The sequence below is a fragment of the Streptomyces sp. NPDC059917 genome, from assembly GCF_042730635.1.
Lineage (GTDB): Bacteria > Actinomycetota > Actinomycetes > Streptomycetales > Streptomycetaceae > Streptomyces.
The window spans coordinates 156,343-176,253 of the sequence record NZ_JBHWLC010000008.1 but is presented as its reverse complement, the minus strand read 5'-3'; the positions used below and the strand labels follow the sequence as shown (position 1 = coordinate 176,253).

Sequence of the window (19,911 nt, the reverse complement as noted above, 5' to 3'; positions counted from 1 at the left end):
CCCCGGCCGTCACCGCCGCGGTCCTGCCGAGATCAGGCGGCGGGCGGGAACCGGTCCCAGGCCCGGTGTCCGGCCAGGGCGGCGACCACGGCGCCAACCGCTGCCGTGGCGTCCTCGCCCAGGGCGATGCCCGGCTCGGCCGCCCCGATGCCGGCCGTTTCGAGGAGCTGCCGCGCACCGTTCCAGCCTCCGACGGCCTTGCCGTGCCGGTACGCCTCGGTGAGCAGCAGCAGGACCCTCGGATCCGCCGCCTGCGGCGGCCGGGCCGTACCGGCCTTGGCATCGCGGGCACCGTAGGCGTCGACGCCCGCTTCCAGGTCCCCCGACAGCAGCAGGGCGTCGAATTCGACGGAACGGGCGGTCGCGAAGGTGCGCTGAATGGCGATCGGGTCGCCGTCGGGATCGAGGGTGCCGCCCGTCGGAGCGATGACCAGGGGCACCATGCCCGCGTCCAGGACGGCCCGCCGAGCGGTTCGCACGCCGCCCGGGTCGGCCGTCGGGTCGGTGATGATGCCCACCACGCGGCCGTCGGTCGGCCAGGTGCCGCCCAACTGGGACAGGGCGGGGCTGGGGTCGCAGGCGACGAGCGGCATCGTGGCGGCGGGGGCCGGCAAACCGAGGCCCGTGGCCACCTCCGCGCACAGGTGCGGGTCGATGTTGGCCAAGACGCTCAGGGTGCGTTCCTTGACGGCCTGCTCTTGGCACTTGTTCAGTTCGAAGGTGTACGCGGCGATGATGTGCTCGCGCTCGGTCGGGGTCATGCTGAGCCAGAACAGGCGGGGCTGGGTGAAGTGGTCGCAGAACGAGGTCGGCGCTTCCCGGACCTTGCTCGCCGCGGGGACCTTCACCGGCGTCTCGGTGAAGGCGCTCGTGTCGGCGCCCGCGAGGAAGGGGCAGCCGCCGTCGAGGCTGTTGGGATGGTAGGGCGCGACGCCGGTGTGGACGGCGCTCTGGTGCATGCCGTCGCGGAGCATGTCGTTGACGGGGGCGTGCGGCCGGTTGATCGGTATCTGCCCGAAGTTGGGGCCGCCGAGCCGACTGATCTGGGTGTCGAGGTAGGAGAAGAGCCGACCGGCGAGCAGCGGGTCGTCGGTGACGTCGATGCCGGGGACCAGGTGGCCGGGATGGAAGGCGACCTGTTCGGTCTCGGCGAAGTAGTTCTCGGTGTTGGCGTTCAGGGTCATCAGCCCGATGAGCTGCACCGGCGCGAGCTCCTCCGGCACGAGCTTCGTCGGGTCGAGGAGGTCGATCCCTTCGAACATCTGGTCCTCGGTGTCGGGGAAGACCTGGATGCCGAGCTCCCACTCCGGGAAGGCGCCGGACTCGATGGCGTCGAAGAGGTCCCGGCGGTGGAAGTCGGGGTCCATGCCGCAGATCAGTTGCGCTTCTTCCCAGACCAGGGAGTGCACGCCCAGCTTGGGCTTCCAATGGAACTTCACCAGCACGCTCTCGTCGTGCGCGTCGACCAGCCGGAAGGTGTGGACCCCGAAACCCTCCATCATGCGCAGCGAGCGGGGGATGCCGCGGTCGGACATGTTCCAGAGGGTGTGGTGGGTCGCCTCGGTGTGCAGGGACACGAAGTCCCAGAACGTGTCGTGCGCGGACTGCGCCTGCGGGATGTCCCGGTCCGGGTGGGGCTTGCCGGCATGGATGATGTCGGGGAACTTGACCGCGTCCTGGATGAAGAACACCGGGATGTTGTTCCCGACCAGGTCGAACGTGCCCTCGTTCGTGTAGAACTTCGTCGCGAAGCCCCGGGTGTCGCGGACGGTGTCGGCCGAACCCCGCGAGCCGAGGACGGTGGAGAACCGCACGAATACGGGGGTCTCCACGCCCTCGGCGAGGAATCCGGCCTTGGATACCGCGCGGGCCGTCCCGTAGCCCTTGAACACCCCGTGCGCGGCGGCGCCCCGCGCGTGGACGACCCGCTCCGGGATCCGCTCGTGGTCGAAGTGCGTGATCTTCTCGCGCAGATGATGGTCCTGAAGGAGCACCGGGCCGCGCGCTCCGGCCTTGAGCGAGTGATCGGTGTCCGGCAGCCGGGCGCCTTGGGCGGTGGTCAGGTACGCACCGCCCTGTGCCGTGCGCGTCCGGTCCGTGCCGGTCGGCGGCTTCCCGGGCAGGGCGCCCTCGCCCGACTGCGGTTCCGCGGGGGTGTGCTCCGTACCCATTGCTTCTCCTAGGTGATGTCCTGCTCGTACGAGCCGACCAAGCGGCTTCAGGCGGGTATCCGTGCGAACGGGCTGTCGCCGAGATCCGTCAGGAGGTGGCCGGGGTCGCGGTAGACGGCGACCGCTCCCGCTCCTTCGAGGTCCGCCTGCGCGATCCCACCGCACAGCAGGCCGACGGCGGCCACGTGGGCGCGCTCTGCCGCCTTCATGTCCCAGACCGAGTCGCCGACGAACACGGCGCGCGAGGCCGGCACCCCTGCCAGGTCGAGGGCGTGCCGGACGGGGTCGGGGGCCGGCTTGCCCTGCTCGACGTCGTCGGAGGTCGCGGTGTCGGCGATGGCGTCGTCCGCTCCGACGGCCTCGCGCAGTGCCTTGAGCTCGCGGTCCTTGGCCGAGGTCACGAGCAGCACCTTCCAGCCGGATCGCGCCAGCGCGCGCAGGAGTTCGGCGGCGTCGTCGAAGGCGGGGATCCGGTCGAAGTACGTGGCGTAGAGGGTGTCGTGGGCGGCGCTCATCCGCTCGTCGTCACCATGGTCCCTGTTCTTGCCCAGGAGGTGGTCGAGGAGGTCCTCGCCCGGCAGGCCGATCGCCCGGTGCACGGCATGCGCGGGCACCTGGTGTCCGCCCTGGCGGAGCGCTTCCCACCAGGAGACGACGTGCAGGTGGTTGGTGTCGGCAAGGGTCCCGTCCACGTCGAAGAGAGCGGCACGGTTCATGGTCGTGCCCCTCACAGGTTCCGTAGTGCGGGAAGGAGCTGGGCCTCGGCCCAGTCCAGGAACGGCTCCTGCCGATCGCCCCCGATCTGGACGAGGGCCACCTCGGAGAATCCCGCTTCCGCGTACGGCCGCACCGCGTCCACGAAGGCGTCCACGTCGTCGCCGCAGGGAACGCTCTCGGCCACGTCTTCGGCCCGGGTGTGCTGTGCGGCCTGCTCGAAGCCGGCGGGGCCGGGGAGTTCGGCGTTGACCTTCCAGCCGCTCAGCGCCCAGCGGAACTGGTCATGGGCGCGGGCCACGGCCGCGTCGCGGTCGGTGTCGTAGCAGACCGGCAGTTGACCGACCCGCGGTTTGCCCGCGCCGCCGTGGGCGTCGAACCGCTCCAGGAGTTCGCGCTTCGGCTCCGTGGCGATCACGAGATCGCCGTACCGGCCGGCGAGCTCGCAGGAGCGCGGCCCGGAGACGGCGATGCCGATCGGGGGCGGCTCGTCGGGGAGGTCCCAGAGCCGGGCGTTCTCCACGTCGAAGTGGACACCGTGATGGCTCACGTCCTCACCGGTGAACATCCGCCGGATGATGTCGGCCGCTTCCTCCAACTTCTCCAGGCGCACGTGGGCGGCGGGCCAGCCCGCTCCGACGATGTGCTCGTTCAGGTTCTCGCCCGATCCCAGACCCAGGCGGAACCGGCCCTCGGACAGGATCTGCATCGTTGCCGCCTTCTGCGCGACGACCGCCGGGTGGTAGCGGAAGGTCGGGCAGGTCACGTAGGTCATGAGCGGGATCCGGGAGGTCGCCTGCGCGGCTGCTCCGAGAACGCTCCAGGCGTAGGGGGCGTGACCCTGGGATTCCAGCCAGGGGAACGAGTGGTCCGAGATGACGGAGAAGTCGAATCCCGCCCGCTCCGCGCCCACCACGTGGGACACCAGTTCGCGCGGCCCGGCTTGCTCGGTCATCATCGTGTATCCGATTCGCACCATATCCGGCGCCTAACCGCGCAGCGGGGGATGAAACCCCTCGGGCCCCGTGAGTCCGAACGGCGGATCGGTGTGTCGCGGCAGGCCGGACGCCCGGTTCAGCTCGCCGCACTCGCCGGTGCGGCGCCGGAGCCAGGACCGCCCCGTTCGGGACAATCGGTCCGAGCAGGAGACCGCCGGGCGAAGACGGTGCGACGTCGCTCGTTCCTTGAACGCAGCGTCCAAGGGCGAGCGTCCAAGGGCGATTCCCACCAACGGAGGCTGATGTGGCGCAGGAGCGGATCGGGCTGGCCGAGGTCCTGGCGGCCGCGGAGGCCGCCGCGCCCGTGGACTCCCTCGATGTCGTGGCACGCAATCTGCGGGACCGTTTCGGGGCGCGGTACGTGTCGTTCCTGTTCGTCGACGTCGTCGGCCGTCGCCTGCTGCGCGTCCACGACACCATGGCCGTGGACCACGAGGACCGTGCCGCGCAGATCCCTCTCGCGGGCAGCAGTGTGTACGACGACGTCCTGCGCGCCCAGAAGGTCGTGCTGGCGCCCGGCGACGGGCAGGGGCAGAGGGTACTGGCGCCGGTGACCAACCGCGGCGACACCATCGGCGTCCTTGAGCTCTTCCTTGCCGGGGTCACCCCGGAGGTGCTGGTGCAGGTGGAGGAGGCCGCGCACGCGCTGGCGTACATCCTGGTGACCGATCGCAGGTTCACCGACCTCTACCACTGGGGAAACCGCACCACGCAGGTGAGCCTCGCGGCGGAGATCCAGCGCCAGCTCCTGCCGACCGCCGCCGCGTGTGAGGCACCTCAGTTCACGCTCGCCGGCGCCCTGGTACCCGCGTCGTCCATCGCCGGCGACACCTACGACTACAGCCTGGACAGCGACACCCTGCACCTGTCGATCACCGACGCCATGGGCCACGACGTCGACGCCTCCCTCATGGCCACCCTCCTGGTCAACGCCTCCCGCGGCGCCCGCCGCGCCGGCGAGGACCTCACCGAACAGGCTCGCCAGGTGCACCAGGCCCTGCTCGACCACGGCCGCCAGAGCATGGCCACCGGCCAGCTCCTGCGCATCGCCCTCGACGGCAGCGGCACCCGGCTCGTGAACGCCGGCCACCCCTGGCCGCTCCTGCTGCGCGAGGGCGCGGTCACCGAGCTGCGCCTGGCCGTCAACCTGCCCTTCGGCTACCCCGGCGTCCAGGGCCCGTACCCGGTCCAGGACCTCGACCTGCGCCCCGGGGACCGGCTCCTCCTCCACACCGACGGCATGCAGGAACGCGACGCCGCGACCGTCGACCTGCCCGCGCTCCTGCGCCGGACCGGGGCCGAGCACCCGCGCGAGGTCGTACGGGCCCTGGTGGGCGCGGTCAGCGACGCTTACGGCGGGTCGGCACCGAAGGACGATGCCACCGTGCTGTGCCTGGACTGGCACGGCCCCCACGGCGAAGGCGCCTGACTGGCTTCGTTCACGTGAAGTAGCAGCGTTTGATCAGCGGTTTGGGCTGCAGTTGGCGATCTTGAGTGCTGCAGATGTTCACGAGAAATGACGTCGCTATGGTGCGGTGCCACCGGAGTGCGGCAGGAGTGGGCCGCCTCTTGATCACCGGTCGATAGACTCCCGGATTCGGATGCTGTCGGTGGACTGGAAGGCGAAGGCATGGACGATGACCGTTGGGCCGGCTGGCCGGAACGGTGGGTCGGCACGGATTGCGACGTGCGGACGGCCGTGGGCGCGATCCCGCAGGAGGTCAAGGACGGGTTCAGGTACGACGAAGTCCCCTGGCAGCGGTTCCGGCACTTCTACGGTTCGGGCGAGGAGATCCCCGGACTCCTCACGACGCTCGGCTCCGGAGACGCCGAGGCCGCCGACAGGGCCTTGCGGCAGCTCTGGGTAAATCTTCACCACCAGGGCGGCACGATCGCGGTGGGAGCACTGGCGGTGCCGTTCCTGCTCCGGATAGCGGCGACCGGGCACCCCGGGCTCCGTGCCCGAACCCTTCGCTTGGTCGCCGAGATCGGCCGGTGTCAGCACATGGGGGACGGATCGCGGGAAGGTCTGCTCCAGGTCGCCGAGGAGCCGTTGATGGTCGAGGGCAGCACGATGTGCCCGGTGGACTGGACGATCCAGGCCTCCCGTCAGGCCGTCACGAACGACCTACACCTTCTGCTCCCGCTTCTCTCCGGCCCCGACCCCGAGGTCCGGTCCGTGACCGCCTACATCTTGGGGGCGGCGACCGGCGAGCCTTCACACGTCTCCTCGGCCCTGCAGTTCAGGCTGGTGAAGGAAGACGATGCGGTGGTCCGGGTGAGCCTGATCCTGGCGATCGCCCAACTCGCCCGCGAACATCAGGATGAACACGCTCCCGTGTGGGCCCGGGACCTGTGGTCGGATCCCGGACGACCGACCGAGGTCCGCATTGGGGCCGGCCTGGCCTGGCTGTGCCTGGTAACCGACCCCGCCCCCGACGAGCTCCGCGCCCTCCTCACTGCCCCCGGAACACGTCAGTACGGCGACCTGTTGCAGCCGGTGCCTTGGCTCGACTGGGTCGACCACACCGGCGGCGGGTTGCGTAGTTGCATCGACGAGATGCTCACGCCGAACATCCCCGGAACAGTGCTTGATGGTCCTCCACTCTGGGGTGGAGAACCATCAAGTTGAAGCCCGCCGACGGTCAGCCGGCCTTGGCCGATTCCTCGGCACGTGCTCGGGTGCTGGCAAGGCGGTAGGAGTCGGTGCCGGTCTCGATGATGGTGCCGTTGAAGGTGAGGCGGTCGACAATGGCCGCGCAGAGGCGGGGGTCGGTGAACGCCTTGGTCCAGCCGCCGAAGGACTCGTTGGAGGCGATGGCGACGCTGTTCTTCTCCTCGCGTTCGGTCAGGACCTGGAAGAGCAGTTCGGCGCCGCGGCGGAGTTCCATGTAGCCGAGCTCGTCGATGCAGAGCAGGTCGACGCGTCCGTAGCGGGCGATCGTCTTGGAGAGCTGCTTCTCGTCGGCGGCCTCGACGAGCTCGTTGACCAGCTTCGTCGCGAGCACGTACTTGACCCGGTAGCCGGCCATCGCCGCCTCGGTTTCCCAGCGCGATCAGCATGTGGGACTTGCCGGTTCCGGAGTCGCCCATCAGGCAGAGCGGCTGGCTCTTCTTGATCCATTCGCAGCTGGCGAGGGTGTGGATGGTGGCTGCGTCGAGGTTCGGGTTCGCGTCGAAGTCGAAGGTCTGCAACGACTTGTCCCGAGGGAAGCCGGCCGCCTTGATCCGTCGTTCCGACCGGCGCCGGGACCGGTCGTCGCACTCGGCCATCAGCAACTCGGCGAGGAACCCGCGGTAGGTCATCTGATCCTTCAGCGCCCGATCGGCGATGTCGGAGAACTCGTTTCTGATCGAGGGAAGCCGCAGCAGGCGGCAGGCGGTGTCGATGGCCGTGTTGGCGGCCTGCTCGGTCAAGCCTCGCTGGCGGGGCAGGGTCACTGTGCTTCTCCCTCGCGGTGTTCACCGTCGCTGGCGCGACGGCGTCGGAGCAGTTGGTCGTAGTGGGTCACCGAGGGCAGCGGCCTGGTGTCCGGGGGAAGATGCGCGAGCCGCCACTCGTGCAGAAACGTCACGGTGGCCGCGCCCGAGGTGCCGGCCGGTTCGTCCTCGGCCTGGGCGATCTTGCGGGCCTCCAGCGCGACCGCGTCCGCGGTCAGGGCTCCCGCCCGCAGGGCCATCGCGAGTCCGGCGACCAGGTGCGGCAGGTGTCGTGCCAGCAGCAGCACCTCGATCAGCGCCCTTGTCCCGGCCGTGTCTCCGTGGGCCTTGACCGCCGCGGCCCACCAGGCGTCATGGACCGGGGTGAACTTGCCGGCCGAGCGGGCCTGTTCGAGCGCGGTGGCGCCGGGGAACGCGCCAGGCTTGCGGATCAGGGCCTCCAGGTAGTGGTCCAGATCCAGGCGGCAGCCTCCCTTCGCGATCAGCCGCTCGTGCCGGGCCACTTCCACGTTCCGGTCGTAGACCACCAGGTGAGAGGCGTGCAGCACGACCCGGACCCGTTTGCCGATCAGCCGGACCGGCACCGAGTACCGGTTCGTGCGGACCGCGATCTGGCTGTAGCGGTCGACCCTCGGAGTGAACAACCGGCCCGTCTCGAACGGCTCCTGCGGCAGTGGCATCAGCAGTGGCCGCTCGACCTCGAAATACTCGTCGATCGTCCGCGGCCGCGAACCGACCCGGCGCCGCCCGTCGTGAAGATCCCACTGGTCGACGAGTTCGTTCAGCTCGGCCAGCGAGTCGACCTCGGGCACCGGGGTGAAGTGGTTGCGGCGGAAGTAGCCGATCTGTCCCTCCACCCCGCCCTTCTCGTGGGCGCCCTCGATACCGGGCCGGCAGTAGAAACGCTCGATCCCGAAGTGCGACCTGAACGCGATCCACCGGTCGGCCTCCACCCTGGCCCGGCTCAGCCCCAACACCTGGGCCACGGCGGCCCTTCGAGTTGTCGTAACGGACCTTGCTCCGAGGCACCCCGCCCAGCGTCCGCAGGGCGTGAACGTGCCCTTCGAAGAAGGCTTCCTGACCGCAGGACGCGAAGACGCGATGGACGGCCTTGCCCGAGTAGGACAGGCGAAAGGAGAACAAGTAGCAGGTCACGAGCTCGTCGGCGAGGCGGACCGTCACGTCGCCGAAGTCGACCTCGGCCTCCATGCCCGGCTGGTGGGTCTGAGCGATGAACGCTTCGACCGGGCCCTTCCCCGACTCGACGAGGATCTGCGGCTTCCGGTCCGAGACGTAGCGCCGAACCATTTGGTAGGAGACATCCGCGGCGTGTTCCTCGACCAGGCGGTGGGAGATCCGCGTGATCGTGTGCCGCTGCTTGCGCGGCGCGTCCAGATCCGCCTGAAGCATCCCGTCGATCACCGACTTGTACGGATCGAGGGCGGTCGGCCTCGGCGGTAGCTGCTTCCGCGGCTCCGGCCAGACCGAGTCCACGGCCTTGCGGACCGTCCGCCACGACACGTTGTACGCGCGCTCGATCTCCCGGATCTTCATCCCGCCACGGTGGTCACGCCGGATCGCCGCGTACAACTCGACCTTCGACATCTGCGGCATGACCAGGCCCTTTCACCAGGAGCACCCCGATGCTGCCCTGGCAAGAACCCCGGTGACTTCAAAACTCGTGAACATCACCCGACCGTGGATCCGAGTGCCTCCCAAACCCATGAACAACCGGCTTCACAACCCGTGAACAAAGCCACCTGACCGAACACCTGGTCCGAATGGGTGGACAGGACCAGCGCAGGCGGCCGCAATGGGGTGGAAAGCCGTAGAGGGGGCAAGCGCCGAGTACGCCCCCTCTAGGGATGGAGACTTCGTGGTTCCGCCCATGCTCGTGCTGGACCGGCCCGTGCCCCGCAGCGCCCGGCCGACCACGACGGCCCGGGGCGCCGCAGCCGCCTTCCTCGACCACGCCGCCCGGGTCCGACCGGCCGCCAGGCCCGAGTACACCGACGCGGTCCTCCTGGTCGTCACGGAGCTCGTCACCAACGCGATCCGCCACACCGACGGACCCGCCACCCTCCACCTCGAACTCCACGACGACCACATCCAGATCCGGGTCACCGACGCCAGCCCCGCACCGGCGCGGCCCCACACGCCCCGGACCGACGGAAGCGGCGGCTACGGCTGGCACCTCATCAACCGCCTCACCAGCCACACCCACACCGAGGCCACGCCTTCCGGCGGCAAGACCATCTGCGCCCACGCCCCCTGGTAGGCCCGAGCACTTCCCCGCCCGGATCCGGAGCCGACCGCAAGGGGCGCCGATCCGATGGGCGGAAAGGAAGGAGCGGCTGATGTCACGCGACCTGGAACACACCGGGGACGGACGCTGCGTCGTCATCGACGGCAGGCGCTGGCGGGCCAGCGACCCGGATCTTCCTCCGGAGGTCGCGGGGCGGCTGCGGGCGCTTCTGATGGCGGCCCGGCGTGCCGTCGGCGCCGCCCTGCGGGCGCACGACGAGGAGGCGGAACGCGAAGCCGGGCGCCGTGTCCAGACGGCCAAGGTCTCCCTCGGCGGGCGCGGCCCGTGATCACGCACGTGGTCCGCGGCTACGGCAGGGCGGTGCGCAGGGCGCTTCGGCCCTCGTCCCAGCAGGTGCGGATGTGCTGGGCGAGGCGGTCCTCCAGGAGGACGGTTGCCGCGCTGCCGAAGGCGATGTCCGCCTCCAGGTCGGGTTCGTCGGCGAGGAGTCCGCCGACGACCTCATGGCGTACGACCTGCTCGTGGACGGCGTCGGCCGCCACGTGCTCGGCGTAGAAGTGCTCGGCGGCCGGGCCCGCCCCGCAGCGCCTCATGGCCTTGGCCAGGCGGCGGGATCCCGGTGAGGAGGTGATCTCGACACACGCGAAGTGACCGACGAGCGCGCCGCGCAGTGCCCGGTGCAGACCGAAGAGGGACATCACGTTCACGGTCGCGAGCAGCGGTGCGGGGGCCTGGTCCAGGTAGCGGCCGTAGGCGGGATCCAGGTCGAGGTCGACCATGAGGTCCGCGAAGAGCCGTGCATGGATGTGCTCCGCGCGGCCGGCGCCGAACTCGTCGTACTCGACGGCCACCATCGCCGCCTTCGCACGGCCGGTGAGGCGAGGGATCACCCACACGTGCGGGTCGGCCTCTTTGAGGTGGTAGAGGGAGCGCAGGGCCGCGTACTCGCGCAGCTGCCACAGCTCGCCCTCGGTTGCGAGGTGGTGGCTCAGGCTGCCGGAGAGGTCCACGGGCTCGACGAGGAGCGGGGCGAAGGCGTCCTCGGCGGTCCGGGGCGCATCGGGCAGCCCGGCGGGCAGGGCGTGCAGGAAGCGGGCTTCGAGGGCTTGGCGCAGGCGCAGCAGGTCCGGGTCCCACTCCCGGGCGTCGTCCACTCCCTCGAAGCCCCGGTAGTGCGGTTCGTACATGAGGTACAGGGCGAGTTGGAGGTCTTCGCCCCAGGGATCGGCCTGGAGAGCCGCGGCCGGGGCGTACCGGGGCGGGGCGCACGACCTCAGGGATCGGACCACGGCGTCGGAGAGGTCGCCACGTCCTTCGACCAGCCGGGGGCCAGCGGTGGGCGCGGTGGTGCTCGGGCCGGTCGGGTTCGTCAGGGGCATCGCGGGTTCCCGTCGTCGGTGGGCGGTGCGGCTGGTGCGCGGCGGCGGTGGCTGATGTCGCACCGGGTCCTCGACGAGTACGGGGCCCCGTAGCTCGACCGTGTCGTCAGTGAAGGCGTGCACGGATCACCACCAGCTCTTCCCATTCCTCGGCCGCGTCCGCCAGCCCCCGGCTCTCCAGCCAGGTCCGGCGCGAGCGCAGGACGGGCCCCCAGGGCACTTCAGCCCTCGCGGTGACCTCCGCGGCCATTCCCGCGCCGGTCAGCAGGTCGAGGGTCCGGCCGGCTCCGCACATGCCCGAGTGCACCATGAGCAGCACACCGCCGGGCCGGAGCATGCTCGGGGCGCCGGCGCAGATGCGGTCGATGACCGCCCGTCCATCGGGCCCGGCGTCCCAGGCCCGTTCCGGTCCGGTCGAAGGCGGCCGGCTTCCCGGGGCCGGCACGTACGGCGGGTTGGATACGACCAGGTCGAAGCGGCGTCCCGCCGTACGGGCCACGAAGTCCCCGTGCAGCACGCCCAGGGGAAGCCGGAGCTTCCAGGCGTTCAGCCGCGCGGTGACGACCGCCGGCCACGACACGTCGACCGCCGTGACCCGGGCGCCCCTGCGCGCGGCCTGCAGGGCCAGCGCGCCGGTGCCCGTCCCGATCTCCAGGACTTCCGTGTCCGGTCCGAGCTCCTCCAGCGCGAGCGCCTCGGCGAGGAGCGAGGTGTCCGCCTGCGGCTGGTAGACGCCTGGCAGGGCCACGAGGCTGCCGGGCAGGGTCGTCGTGGAGAGAGCTGTACTGGGCACCCGTACCTCCGGTGTCGCCGCGGCCCTCGAGCGGGTCGCAGGGCTTGATCAGGTACTGCGCCTGCCCCGGTCGGCGTCATACATCCGGGACGATGTCGATCCTCAGAGGATCAGACGGAGAGGGAAGAGCGGCACCCGGCGGATCCCATGACGCGGATCCCACGGCATATGCGGGCCCCGGGCGCTGCGCCGGCTGCCGAAACAGAACGCGGGGACGGCGACCGAGCGGGCGGTGCCGCCCACCACCAGGACGAGGCACTCGGTAGGGCGCGCAACCAGCTTGCTGCGCAACCGTTCTGACGCGACCTCAATGAATTCCGGCACGGGAGTTTGCACGGCGGTTGCGGGGAAAGACGCGTGGAGAGCGGGGTCCGCGTCTCCCATGGGCGGGCCGCCGCCCGGAGCCTGAGTCACACACCCCCGAGGTGCGGGCCAGGCCACCCGGCACCACCTCTGCCGTAGGGAATCCGCGCGGCACCCGGGCACCACCGCTCCGGCCTCCTCCTCGGCCGGGGCACTCCCGGAACCCGGGCAGGCCCCCGGCCCCAGCGCTCAGACCGCTGCCGCCGGGCAGACGGATCCCCGCGGCCAGGCCGTCAGTGGGAGTCGGGCACCGGGTCGGTTTCCACGGTAAGGGTGATCGGCGGCGTTGTGCGCGGCGGTGGCACCGGCCGCCTCGGGGGAAGGGCGCCGGCACCGACTACCCCGCAACCGCCCCGGCACGCGTGAGATGCGAGGCGCTCGGGGCAGACGCACCATGAGCGGGACACGTACGACACCGGTGAAGGGACTTGTCATGCCCCGAGGGTCCAGCCCCAAGCGTGAGCGCCAGTACGAGCACATCAAGGAGTCCGGCGAGAAGCGGGGCATGTCGGAAGGCCGTGCCGAGGAGATGGCCGCCCGCACCGTGAACAAGGAACGCGCACGGTCCGGAGAGAGCAAGACGGCCAGCCGCAGCTCCCTACAGGGCAAGTCCGCATCCCAACGCGGAGGCGAGAGGTCCCACGCGAGCGGCGGCTCCACCGAACGCACCAAGGACGACCTCTACCGGGAGGCGAAGAAGCGCGGCATCGAAGGCCGCTCGACCATGACGAAGCAGCAGCTCAAGAACGCCCTCGGCCACTGACCTCGCATCCGGTCGGCACCTCGCTCGCCGAGGGAAACCGGCCCCTCACGGGCACGGGGCAGTTCACGGCTGGGGTGTGGCGACGGTGGCGGGGGTATACGCCCCGCATGAATGGAATAGATCCTTCGAAACTGGGCGAAATGGCTCATCGGAGTGGCATCTACGCATGCGACTGCTGCGGCAAGGAACGCCTCTGGAGCAAGAGCACGGGCGCTGACTGATGGCTGCCATGCGGCTTCGGACGAGCGATCCGCAGGCACCGGGGTGGCAGCGCGTGCGTCACGGGCGCGGCTTCCGCTACCTGGACGCGGCCGGGAAGCCCCTGTCGGCGGCCGACCGCAAACGCCTCCGTGCCCTCGTGATCCCGCCGGCCTGGCAGGACGTGTGGATCTGCCCCTGGCCGAACGGTCACATCCAGGCCCTGGGCACGGACGACGCCGGGCGACGCCAATACCTGTACCACCCTGCGTTCCGGGATCAGCAGGACGCAGCGAAACACGAGCACGTCCAGGACGTGGCCCGCTCGCTGCCGCGCCTGCGGAAGCAGGTCTCGCTGGACCTCACCGGCCGCGGCCTGACCCGTTCCCGCGTGCTCGCCTGCCTCACCCGGATCCTCGACTCGGGATTCCTCCGCATCGGCGGTGAGCGTTACGCCCGCGACAACGGCAGCTTCGGGCTCACCACGCTCCTCCGGGAGCACGCCACCTGCCGGAAGGGCGAAATCAGGTTCCACTTCCCCGCCAAGTCGGGCAAGGACGTCACCCGGGCGATGGTGGACGAGCGGGCCCACTCAGTGGTCCGGGCTCTCCTGCGGCGCAAGGACAGGAGCCCGAGGCTGTTCGCCTACTGGGAGCACGGAGCGTGGCACGAAGTCCACGCCGCGGACCTCAACGCCTACCTGCGGGACTCCTCGGGGCAGGACCTGACGGCGAAGGACTTCAGGACCTGGTACGCCACCGTGCTGGCGGCGGTCGCGCTGGCCGTCTCCGCGAGCACCGCCGACGAGTCCAGCGTCCGTCGCGGCAAGGTCGTGGCCCGCGCGGTGCGCGAGGTCAGCGACTACATGGGGAACACGCCCGCCGTGTGCCGCGCCTCCTACATCCACCCGCGCCTCATCGAGCTGTACGAAGACGGCCGGACCATAGCGGACGCCCTCGGAAAACTGGGCAAGGACGGCGCCTTCGGGCGGCCTGCCACTCACGGCGGTGTGGAACGCGCGGTCCTGAGGCTGCTGCAGCCTGATACCGCCCGGGCGCCGGACAGCGTCCCGGGAGGGACACGGCCGACGTCCCAGGCGCGTGGTGCGGGCGGGGCCGGGTCGTCGCGAAGGTGAGGCGGCGGCGGACACCGGGCGGAACCGGGCACCGGCTACGGCGCCGGTGGCATCGCTGTCAGCCGCCCTCGAACCCGAACACCTCGGCCAACGCGGCTTCCTGCTCCTCCACGTCGCCGGTCCTCGTACCCATGACCGCGTACCGCCAGGAACGGCCGTCGGGCGGCGCGTCCGCGTAGAGGATCACGCCCTCGCCCCGTTCCGGGTCGAACGCGAGGCGGGAGGCCGACAGGCGTGCGAGCCCCTCGGCGAAGTCCATCGGACGACGGGTCCGGCCCTTGGAGACCAGCCACGCCGGGTGTGCGTCGGCCGACCGAGCAGCCAGCCGGGTGACCATGCTGTGGGGGGTGGTGGTCGCCGTGCGGCGAATGTTGCTCTCGCTCGCGTACACCGTGCCATCGGTGGCCACCAGCGCGTCGAGCCCGAAGGGCCCGGCATAACCGTGTGCGGCCAGGTGGCGGCCCAGGGCGGTGCCCCATTGTTCAAGCTCGCCGGCGGCATGCACGCAGGACGCCGGCAGCGGAGAGGCGTATCCCGTGAACGAGCCGTGCACCGTGCGCATGGCTCCGCTGAAGAGCGCGACGGTCCGCGATCCCGTCACCTCCATCTGGACGCTGACCGACTCGGCCACGTCGAGGCGTTCCTCCACGACCCACATCCCGTCGGGTCCACCCACGGGATCGAGCGGCAGACTCGCCCCGCCCGCCAGGTCGTCGCGGGATACGAAGCGCAACCCGTGCCCGCCGGCCGAACGGTCGGGCTTCACCACGACGCCCTCGTGGTCCCGAAGGAACTCCCGCGCCACGCCTTCGGTCCGCGGACGCCGGCAGGTCCGTCCCGCGGGCAGCCGCATGCCCAGCCGTCCGGCCGTCTCACGGAACCCGGCTTTCGTATTGAGCAGCATGGTCACCTCCAGGGCCGTCTCGGCGGCCCCGACGGTCGGGTACGGGTGGATCGCGATGCCGAGGTCCCGGGCGAACTCGATCGTGGACGCGTCCAGGGCCGTCGGCAGCAGCGCCGCGCCCCGGTCCCGTACGAGAGCCCGAATGTGCTCCACGAGCCCGGCCCCGCGCACGGCCCGCGCGAGCGGAACGGCCCCGGCCGGAGGCACCTCGATCACCGCCACCGATTCCGGAGGCACCCCGGTCAGGTCGCACACGTACCGCAGGAACTCCTGGCCCAGCGGCACGGGAGTGACGAAAATGTCCCCCGGCCGCAGCAGCCATGCCTTCCGTGGTGCCTGCTGGGCCCATTGCGTCAGGATCTGCCCTTCGTCGAGATCCACCGCCACATCCGAAAGGAAGTTCGCGAACACGACGATCGGGCCCGTCTCGGTCACCGTGGTCGCCTTTCGCCGGTGGATGCGGCAGGTGGATGCGGCAAGTGGCCACCGCCTACCCTCCCGATCAGCCTTGAACCCGCCACACCCGGTTCGCCGACGTGCCCCGCCCCGAGGGCCGGGACGCGACACGGTCGGCCCGCGCATGAATTCGGCGGGCCGAAGCATCCGTAGGAGATGGAATGCGTGGTGTACGAGAAGCAGGCCGGCCGGTCGGAGAGCGTGGAGTGCGCCGTGGAGGACGCGGCGTGCCAGGTGGTCCTCAAGCGGCTGCGCGACCTGGGCGACGAGGAGTTCGGCTGGGTCCGGCTGACCGATCCGTCCGAGGAGGACCTCGTACGGCTGGGCGATGACCTGGGCCTTCATCCCCTGGCCGTCGAGGACGCGATGCACGCGCGCCAGCGCCCCAAGTACGAGCGGTTCGGCGACGTCCTGGCCGTCGCGCTCAAGACCCTCTGGTACGTCGAGGACGAAGGAGCGGTCGAGACCGGCGAGATGATGCTGTTCGTGGGGCCCCGCTTCGTCCTCACCGTGCGACACGGTCCCGTCGATCCCTGCGCCGAGGCCGCCCGACGGCTCGACGCCGATCAAGAGATGCTCCGCCTGGGTCCCTGGGCCGTGCTGCACGCCGTGCTGGACGTCGTCGTCGACGCGTACGGCGACGCCGCCAGGAGCGTGCGCACCGCGCTCAACCGACTGGAGGACCAGGTCTTCTCCTCCTCCCGCGTCGACCACACCCAGAGCATCTACTCCCTCAAACGCGAGGTGCGCGAGTTCCGCGACGCGGTCCAGCCCCTGGTCCCCGTTCTGCAGGGCCTCCTCACGGGGATGACCGACGAGGCCCACTCGGCCGAGGCCGAGGCCGCGCCCTACTTCCGCGATGTCACCGACCACCTGCACCGCACGGACATCGAGGTCCGCACGCTCGACGAGCTGCTCAACTCGGTCCTCGGCGCCCAACAGGCCCGCGTGGGGACCTGGCAGAACGACGACATGCGTCGCATCTCGGCCTGGGCCGCGATATTCGCCGTCCCCACCATGGTCGCCGGCGTCTACGGCATGAACTTCGAGCACATGCCCGAACTGGGCTGGACCTTCGGCTACCCGCTCGCCCTCACCCTCATGGCGGGCGCATCCGCTGCCCTCCACCGCGCCTTCCACCGCAACGGCTGGCTGTGACCCCCGTGCGAACGGACCAAAGGGCGCGACGGATGCGAAGGGGCCTCCTCGATGACGACGTCAGCCGGGCAGTGCAACACCCGTGCCATGTTCTGCTGTTGTGACGCGCATGTCTGGCGGGATCCGGGGAAGCCGGGCGCGGAACGGGCTGCGGCCCATGCTGCCCGTCGCGGGGCTGCCAGGTCTTTCTACGAGGGGTGTGTGCTGTGGCTGATGAGAGCGTGTCGGATCGTTTGATCGGCCTGTTGTCCGTCCGGGGCGAGGACCTGGGGGCGGAGTGGGCGGAGAAGGTGACGCATTCCCTCGGCGGTCGGGTGAGCCGCGCCGAGGTTCACCGCGAGCTCCAGGAGCTGTACACCGCTCTGGTGGAGGCTCTGGGCGACGGCAGTCTCGACGGCCGCGGCGAGGCCTTCGGAGAGGTGCGCGCCCTGCTGACCGAGCTGTCGCGGACCCGGGCCCGGCAGGGTTTCAGCCCCACGGAGACCGCCAGCAGCGTGTTCGTCCTCAAGGAGGTCCTGGAGCCGGCCCTGACCGGCGAGTCCAGCGACGTACAGGCGTACCTGCGGTTCGCGGGTCTCCTCGACGTCCTGGGCCTGTTCACCATCGAGGTCTACACCCGTACGCGCGAAGAATTGATCGCGGCACAGGCCGAGCAGCTGATGGAGCTGTCGACTCCCGTGGTGAAGCTGTGGGACGGGGTCATCGGTGTGCCACTGGTCGGCACCCTGGATTCGGCGCGCACCATGGTCGTGATGGAGAAGATGCTCCAGGCCTTGATCGATACGGGTTCCGAGCAGGCCATCATCGACATCACGGGTGTGCCGGCCGTGGACACCGAGGTGGCCCAGCACCTGCTCAAGACGGTGGTGGCCGCGCGGCTGATGGGTGCGGAGTGCACCATCTCGGGGATCCGCCCGCAGATCGCGCAGACGATCGTGGCCCTGGGCATCGATTTCGGGGACATCGTCACCAAGGCCACGCTGGCCGATGCCCTGCGGCACGCGCTGCGCCGCTCCGGGGCCACCGTCACCGGTACGGCTTCGCAGGCCGGTGGCCGGTGAGCGAGCAGGTTCCGGTGCTGCGGATCGGACAGGTCCTGCTGGTGTCCATCCAGACGGACCTGGACGACCAGGCGGTCATGCTGCTGCAGGACGATCTGGCGGCCGCCGTGGTGGATTCGGGCGCGCACGGAGTGGTCATCGACATCACGGCGGTGGAGATCGTCGACTCCTTCGTAGGTCGGATGCTGTCCACCATCGCCTCGATCTCCCGCCTGCTGGACGCCCAGACCGTCGTGGTCGGCATGCGCCCGGCAGTGGCCATCACCCTGGTCGAGCTCGGTCTCTCGCTCGGCGGCGTGCGCACCGCGCTGAGCCTCGACAAGGGGCTGCGGATGCTGGAGCAGGCGCGCACGGCCGCGCCGGGCGGGAGCGCTCCGAGTCCCTGGGCCGGATCCCGGCACGAGCACGTCGTGCCGGATGCCGCGGCCGGCCGGTGAACGCTTCCCCTCCAGGTCCGGCGGTACTGGAGATCACTGCCAACGCCGGGGTGGTCCGGGCCCGGCAGCTGGTGCGCGCCCTGGCTCAGGAGTGCCGGCTCTCCCTCGTGGACCAGACGAAATTGATCACCGCGGCCAGCGAGCTGGCCCGCAACACCCTGGTCTACGGAGGTGGGGGCACGATGACCGGCGCCGTGGTCGAGGAGCGCGGGCGGCGGGGAGTCCGTTTGGACTTCGAGGACCAAGGACCCGGCATCCCGGACGTCGACCTGGCTCTGACCGACGGCTGGACCTCGGGCAACGGTATGGGCCTCGGTCTGTCCGGATCCAAGCGGCTCGTCGACGACTTCGTCCTGGACACCGTGCCCGGGCGGGGAACCAGGGTCACCATCACCAAGTGGGGCCGGTGAGCGCCATGGTGGGACCGCCGCTGCTCGACTGCGAGGACTCCGCCTGGTTCCGCGATCAACCCGAAGCCGCTCGGGGCGCGGCCGCCGCGCTGGGACGGCGCATCGGCCTGGGAGAACACCGCACCGCCCAACTGGTCCTGGCCGTGGCCGAGCTGTCGACCAACGTGGCCAAACACGCCGCCGACAGTTCCATGCTGCTGCGCGTGCTGCGCAACCGGACCACGGCCGGGGTCGAGGTCCTCGTCCTGGACAGCGGGCCCGGCATGGTGGACGTCCCGGCGGCCCTTCGGGACGGCGTGTCGAGCGTCGGAACCCTGGGCATCGGCCTGGGCGCCGTGCAGCGTCTCGCCGACGCGTTCGACGTCCATTCGCTGCCCGGGGTCGGGACCGTGCAGCTCGCCCGCTTCTGGCCGCACCCCCTGGATCCCTCGCTGGCGGCCGAGGCCGTCGTGAGCGGGGTCACCCGTCCCATGGGCGGCGAGGACGTCTGCGGCGACGCCTGGGCCGCGCGCGTCGACACCGGCGGGCGGACCACGTCGGCTCCGGGCGAAGGCGGCGCCCCCGCCGCCGGAACCCGCATCGTGCCCGCCTGGTCGAAGCACCCCCGGGCAGGGACGTCAGGGGAAGGGGACCACCGCGCCGCACCGCCGCCGAGGCGGTCTCCAGAGCCGGATCCGGGCGGGCGGTCCAGGCTCCTTCGCGGGGCTGCCCCGGGAGCGGGCGACGGCGTACTCGTGATGTCCTGCGACGGGCTCGGGCACGGCCCGATGGCCGCGATCGCATCCCAGTCGGCCGTACACGCCTTCCGCTCCGGCACCGCACGTACGCCGGAACAGGCGATGGAGGAAGTACACCGCGCCTTGCGCGGAACCCGTGGCGCCGCGGTCGCGATCGCCCGCCTGGAGACCGATGGCCGGGTGCTGTTCTGCGGCATCGGGAACATCAGCGCCTGCGTGCTCACCACCGGCTCCCGCGCCAACCTGCTCTCCCATCCCGGGATCGTCGGCCACCAGATGCGCCAACTGCGCACCTACGAAGCCCGGCTACCCGCTCACGGGGCCCTGGTGATGCACTCCGACGGGCTCAGCGAGCGCTGGAAGGCCGGCGACCTCGCCACCCTCCTCCACCACCCGCCCGCGGTGATCGCCGCCGGGCTGCTGCGCCTTGCCGGTACCCGGCGCGACGACGCCAGTGTGGTGGCGTTCAAGGGAGCATGGTGACCACGCCCTCTCCCCGCACGCGCGTCCACACGCCCGCGTCCGTC

General features: G+C 70.8%; 16 protein-coding genes and 3 pseudogenes. 11 read left to right on the top strand and 8 right to left on the bottom strand.

The window, feature by feature from the left end:
- Nucleotides 1-32: 32 nt before the first annotated feature.
- From ACFWAR_RS07670 to ACFWAR_RS07660, 3 genes are read right to left on the bottom strand one after another with little or no spacing between them, the layout of a single operon-like run.
- Nucleotides 33-2,171, bottom strand: a complete 2,139-nt coding sequence (locus ACFWAR_RS07670) for a catalase (protein ID WP_385774145.1) — start codon at nt 2,169-2,171, stop codon at nt 33-35.
- A gap of 47 nt (nt 2,172-2,218) precedes the next feature.
- Nucleotides 2,219-2,887, bottom strand: coding sequence for an HAD family hydrolase (locus tag ACFWAR_RS07665; RefSeq protein ID WP_385774143.1), 669 nt, complete (start codon nt 2,885-2,887; stop codon nt 2,219-2,221).
- A gap of 11 nt (nt 2,888-2,898) precedes the next feature.
- Entirely contained in the window at nt 2,899-3,864 is a 966-nt protein-coding gene (locus tag ACFWAR_RS07660) for an LLM class F420-dependent oxidoreductase (protein ID WP_385774140.1), read from the bottom strand.
- 263 nt (nt 3,865-4,127) lie between these two features.
- On the opposite strand from ACFWAR_RS07660, the gene ACFWAR_RS07655 reads away from it, so the two are divergent.
- Together ACFWAR_RS07655 and ACFWAR_RS07650 are read left to right on the top strand one after the other, a co-directional pair.
- Nucleotides 4,128-5,312, top strand: coding sequence for a PP2C family protein-serine/threonine phosphatase (locus ACFWAR_RS07655; protein WP_385774138.1), 1,185 nt, complete (start codon nt 4,128-4,130; stop codon nt 5,310-5,312).
- A 201-nt stretch (nt 5,313-5,513) separates the two neighbouring features.
- A complete protein-coding gene (locus tag ACFWAR_RS07650; RefSeq protein WP_385774136.1) occupies nt 5,514-6,515 on the top strand; it encodes a hypothetical protein in 1,002 nt (333 codons plus the stop codon).
- A gap of 13 nt (nt 6,516-6,528) precedes the next feature.
- On the opposite strand, the pseudogene istB reads toward ACFWAR_RS07650, so the two are convergent.
- Together istB and istA are read right to left on the bottom strand one after the other, a co-directional pair.
- A pseudogene (gene istB, locus ACFWAR_RS07645) lies at nt 6,529-7,324 on the bottom strand (IS21-like element helper ATPase IstB).
- Nucleotides 7,321-8,929, bottom strand: a pseudogene (istA, locus tag ACFWAR_RS07640) (IS21 family transposase). The pseudogenes istB and istA overlap by 4 nt, the downstream one beginning before the upstream one ends.
- A 271-nt stretch (nt 8,930-9,200) precedes the next feature.
- Between istA and ACFWAR_RS07635 the strand changes: the two are divergent.
- Nucleotides 9,201-9,602 carry an ATP-binding protein gene (locus ACFWAR_RS07635; RefSeq protein ID WP_385774134.1) on the top strand — a complete coding sequence of 134 codons (402 nt, stop codon included), beginning with the start codon at nt 9,201-9,203 and terminating at the stop codon, nt 9,600-9,602.
- 79 nt (nt 9,603-9,681) lie between these two features.
- A complete protein-coding gene (locus tag ACFWAR_RS07630; protein ID WP_385774132.1) occupies nt 9,682-9,918 on the top strand; it encodes a hypothetical protein in 237 nt (78 codons plus the stop codon).
- A 19-nt stretch (nt 9,919-9,937) separates the two neighbouring features.
- Here ACFWAR_RS07630 and ACFWAR_RS07625 read toward each other — a convergent pair whose 3' ends face one another.
- Nucleotides 9,938-10,969 (bottom strand): iron-containing redox enzyme family protein, encoded by a 1,032-nt coding sequence (locus tag ACFWAR_RS07625; protein ID WP_385774130.1) that lies wholly within the window; start codon nt 10,967-10,969, stop codon nt 9,938-9,940.
- Nucleotides 10,970-11,075: 106 nt separating this feature from the next.
- Nucleotides 11,076-11,762 carry a HemK2/MTQ2 family protein methyltransferase gene (locus tag ACFWAR_RS07620; protein ID WP_385774128.1) on the bottom strand — a complete coding sequence of 229 codons (687 nt, stop codon included), beginning with the start codon at nt 11,760-11,762 and terminating at the stop codon, nt 11,076-11,078.
- 796 nt (nt 11,763-12,558) lie between these two features.
- Here ACFWAR_RS07620 and ACFWAR_RS07615 point away from each other — a divergent pair.
- Nucleotides 12,559-12,888, top strand: a complete 330-nt coding sequence (locus ACFWAR_RS07615) for a plasmid stabilization protein (protein WP_385774126.1) — start codon at nt 12,559-12,561, stop codon at nt 12,886-12,888.
- 229 nt (nt 12,889-13,117) lie between these two features.
- A complete protein-coding gene (locus ACFWAR_RS07610) occupies nt 13,118-14,221 on the top strand; it encodes a DNA topoisomerase IB (protein WP_385774124.1) in 1,104 nt (367 codons plus the stop codon).
- A gap of 58 nt (nt 14,222-14,279) precedes the next feature.
- Here ACFWAR_RS07610 and ACFWAR_RS07605 read toward each other — a convergent pair whose 3' ends face one another.
- On the bottom strand, nt 14,280-15,560 hold the full coding sequence (locus ACFWAR_RS07605; RefSeq protein ID WP_385774122.1) for a peptide ligase PGM1-related protein: 1,281 nt from the start codon (nt 15,558-15,560) through the stop codon (nt 14,280-14,282).
- A 177-nt stretch (nt 15,561-15,737) separates the two neighbouring features.
- On the opposite strand from ACFWAR_RS07605, the gene ACFWAR_RS07600 reads away from it, so the two are divergent.
- From ACFWAR_RS07600 to ACFWAR_RS07580, 5 genes and pseudogenes are all read left to right on the top strand, one after another.
- Nucleotides 15,738-16,739 (top strand): magnesium and cobalt transport protein CorA, encoded by a 1,002-nt coding sequence (locus tag ACFWAR_RS07600; protein ID WP_385774120.1) that lies wholly within the window; start codon nt 15,738-15,740, stop codon nt 16,737-16,739.
- A 206-nt stretch (nt 16,740-16,945) separates the two neighbouring features.
- Nucleotides 16,946-17,800: an STAS domain-containing protein gene (locus ACFWAR_RS07595; RefSeq protein ID WP_385774118.1), complete on the top strand. Its 855-nt coding sequence runs from the start codon at nt 16,946-16,948 to the stop codon at nt 17,798-17,800.
- Nucleotides 17,797-18,162 (top strand): annotated as a pseudogene (locus ACFWAR_RS07590) (STAS domain-containing protein); the annotation flags it as partial. The gene ACFWAR_RS07595 and the pseudogene ACFWAR_RS07590, both read left to right, overlap by 4 nt.
- A gap of 71 nt (nt 18,163-18,233) precedes the next feature.
- On the top strand, nt 18,234-18,647 hold the full coding sequence (locus ACFWAR_RS07585; protein WP_385774116.1) for an anti-sigma regulatory factor: 414 nt from the start codon (nt 18,234-18,236) through the stop codon (nt 18,645-18,647).
- Nucleotides 18,648-18,652: 5 nt separating this feature from the next.
- Nucleotides 18,653-19,867, top strand: coding sequence for an ATP-binding protein (locus ACFWAR_RS07580; RefSeq protein WP_385774165.1), 1,215 nt, complete (start codon nt 18,653-18,655; stop codon nt 19,865-19,867).
- Nucleotides 19,868-19,911 lie beyond the last annotated feature (44 nt).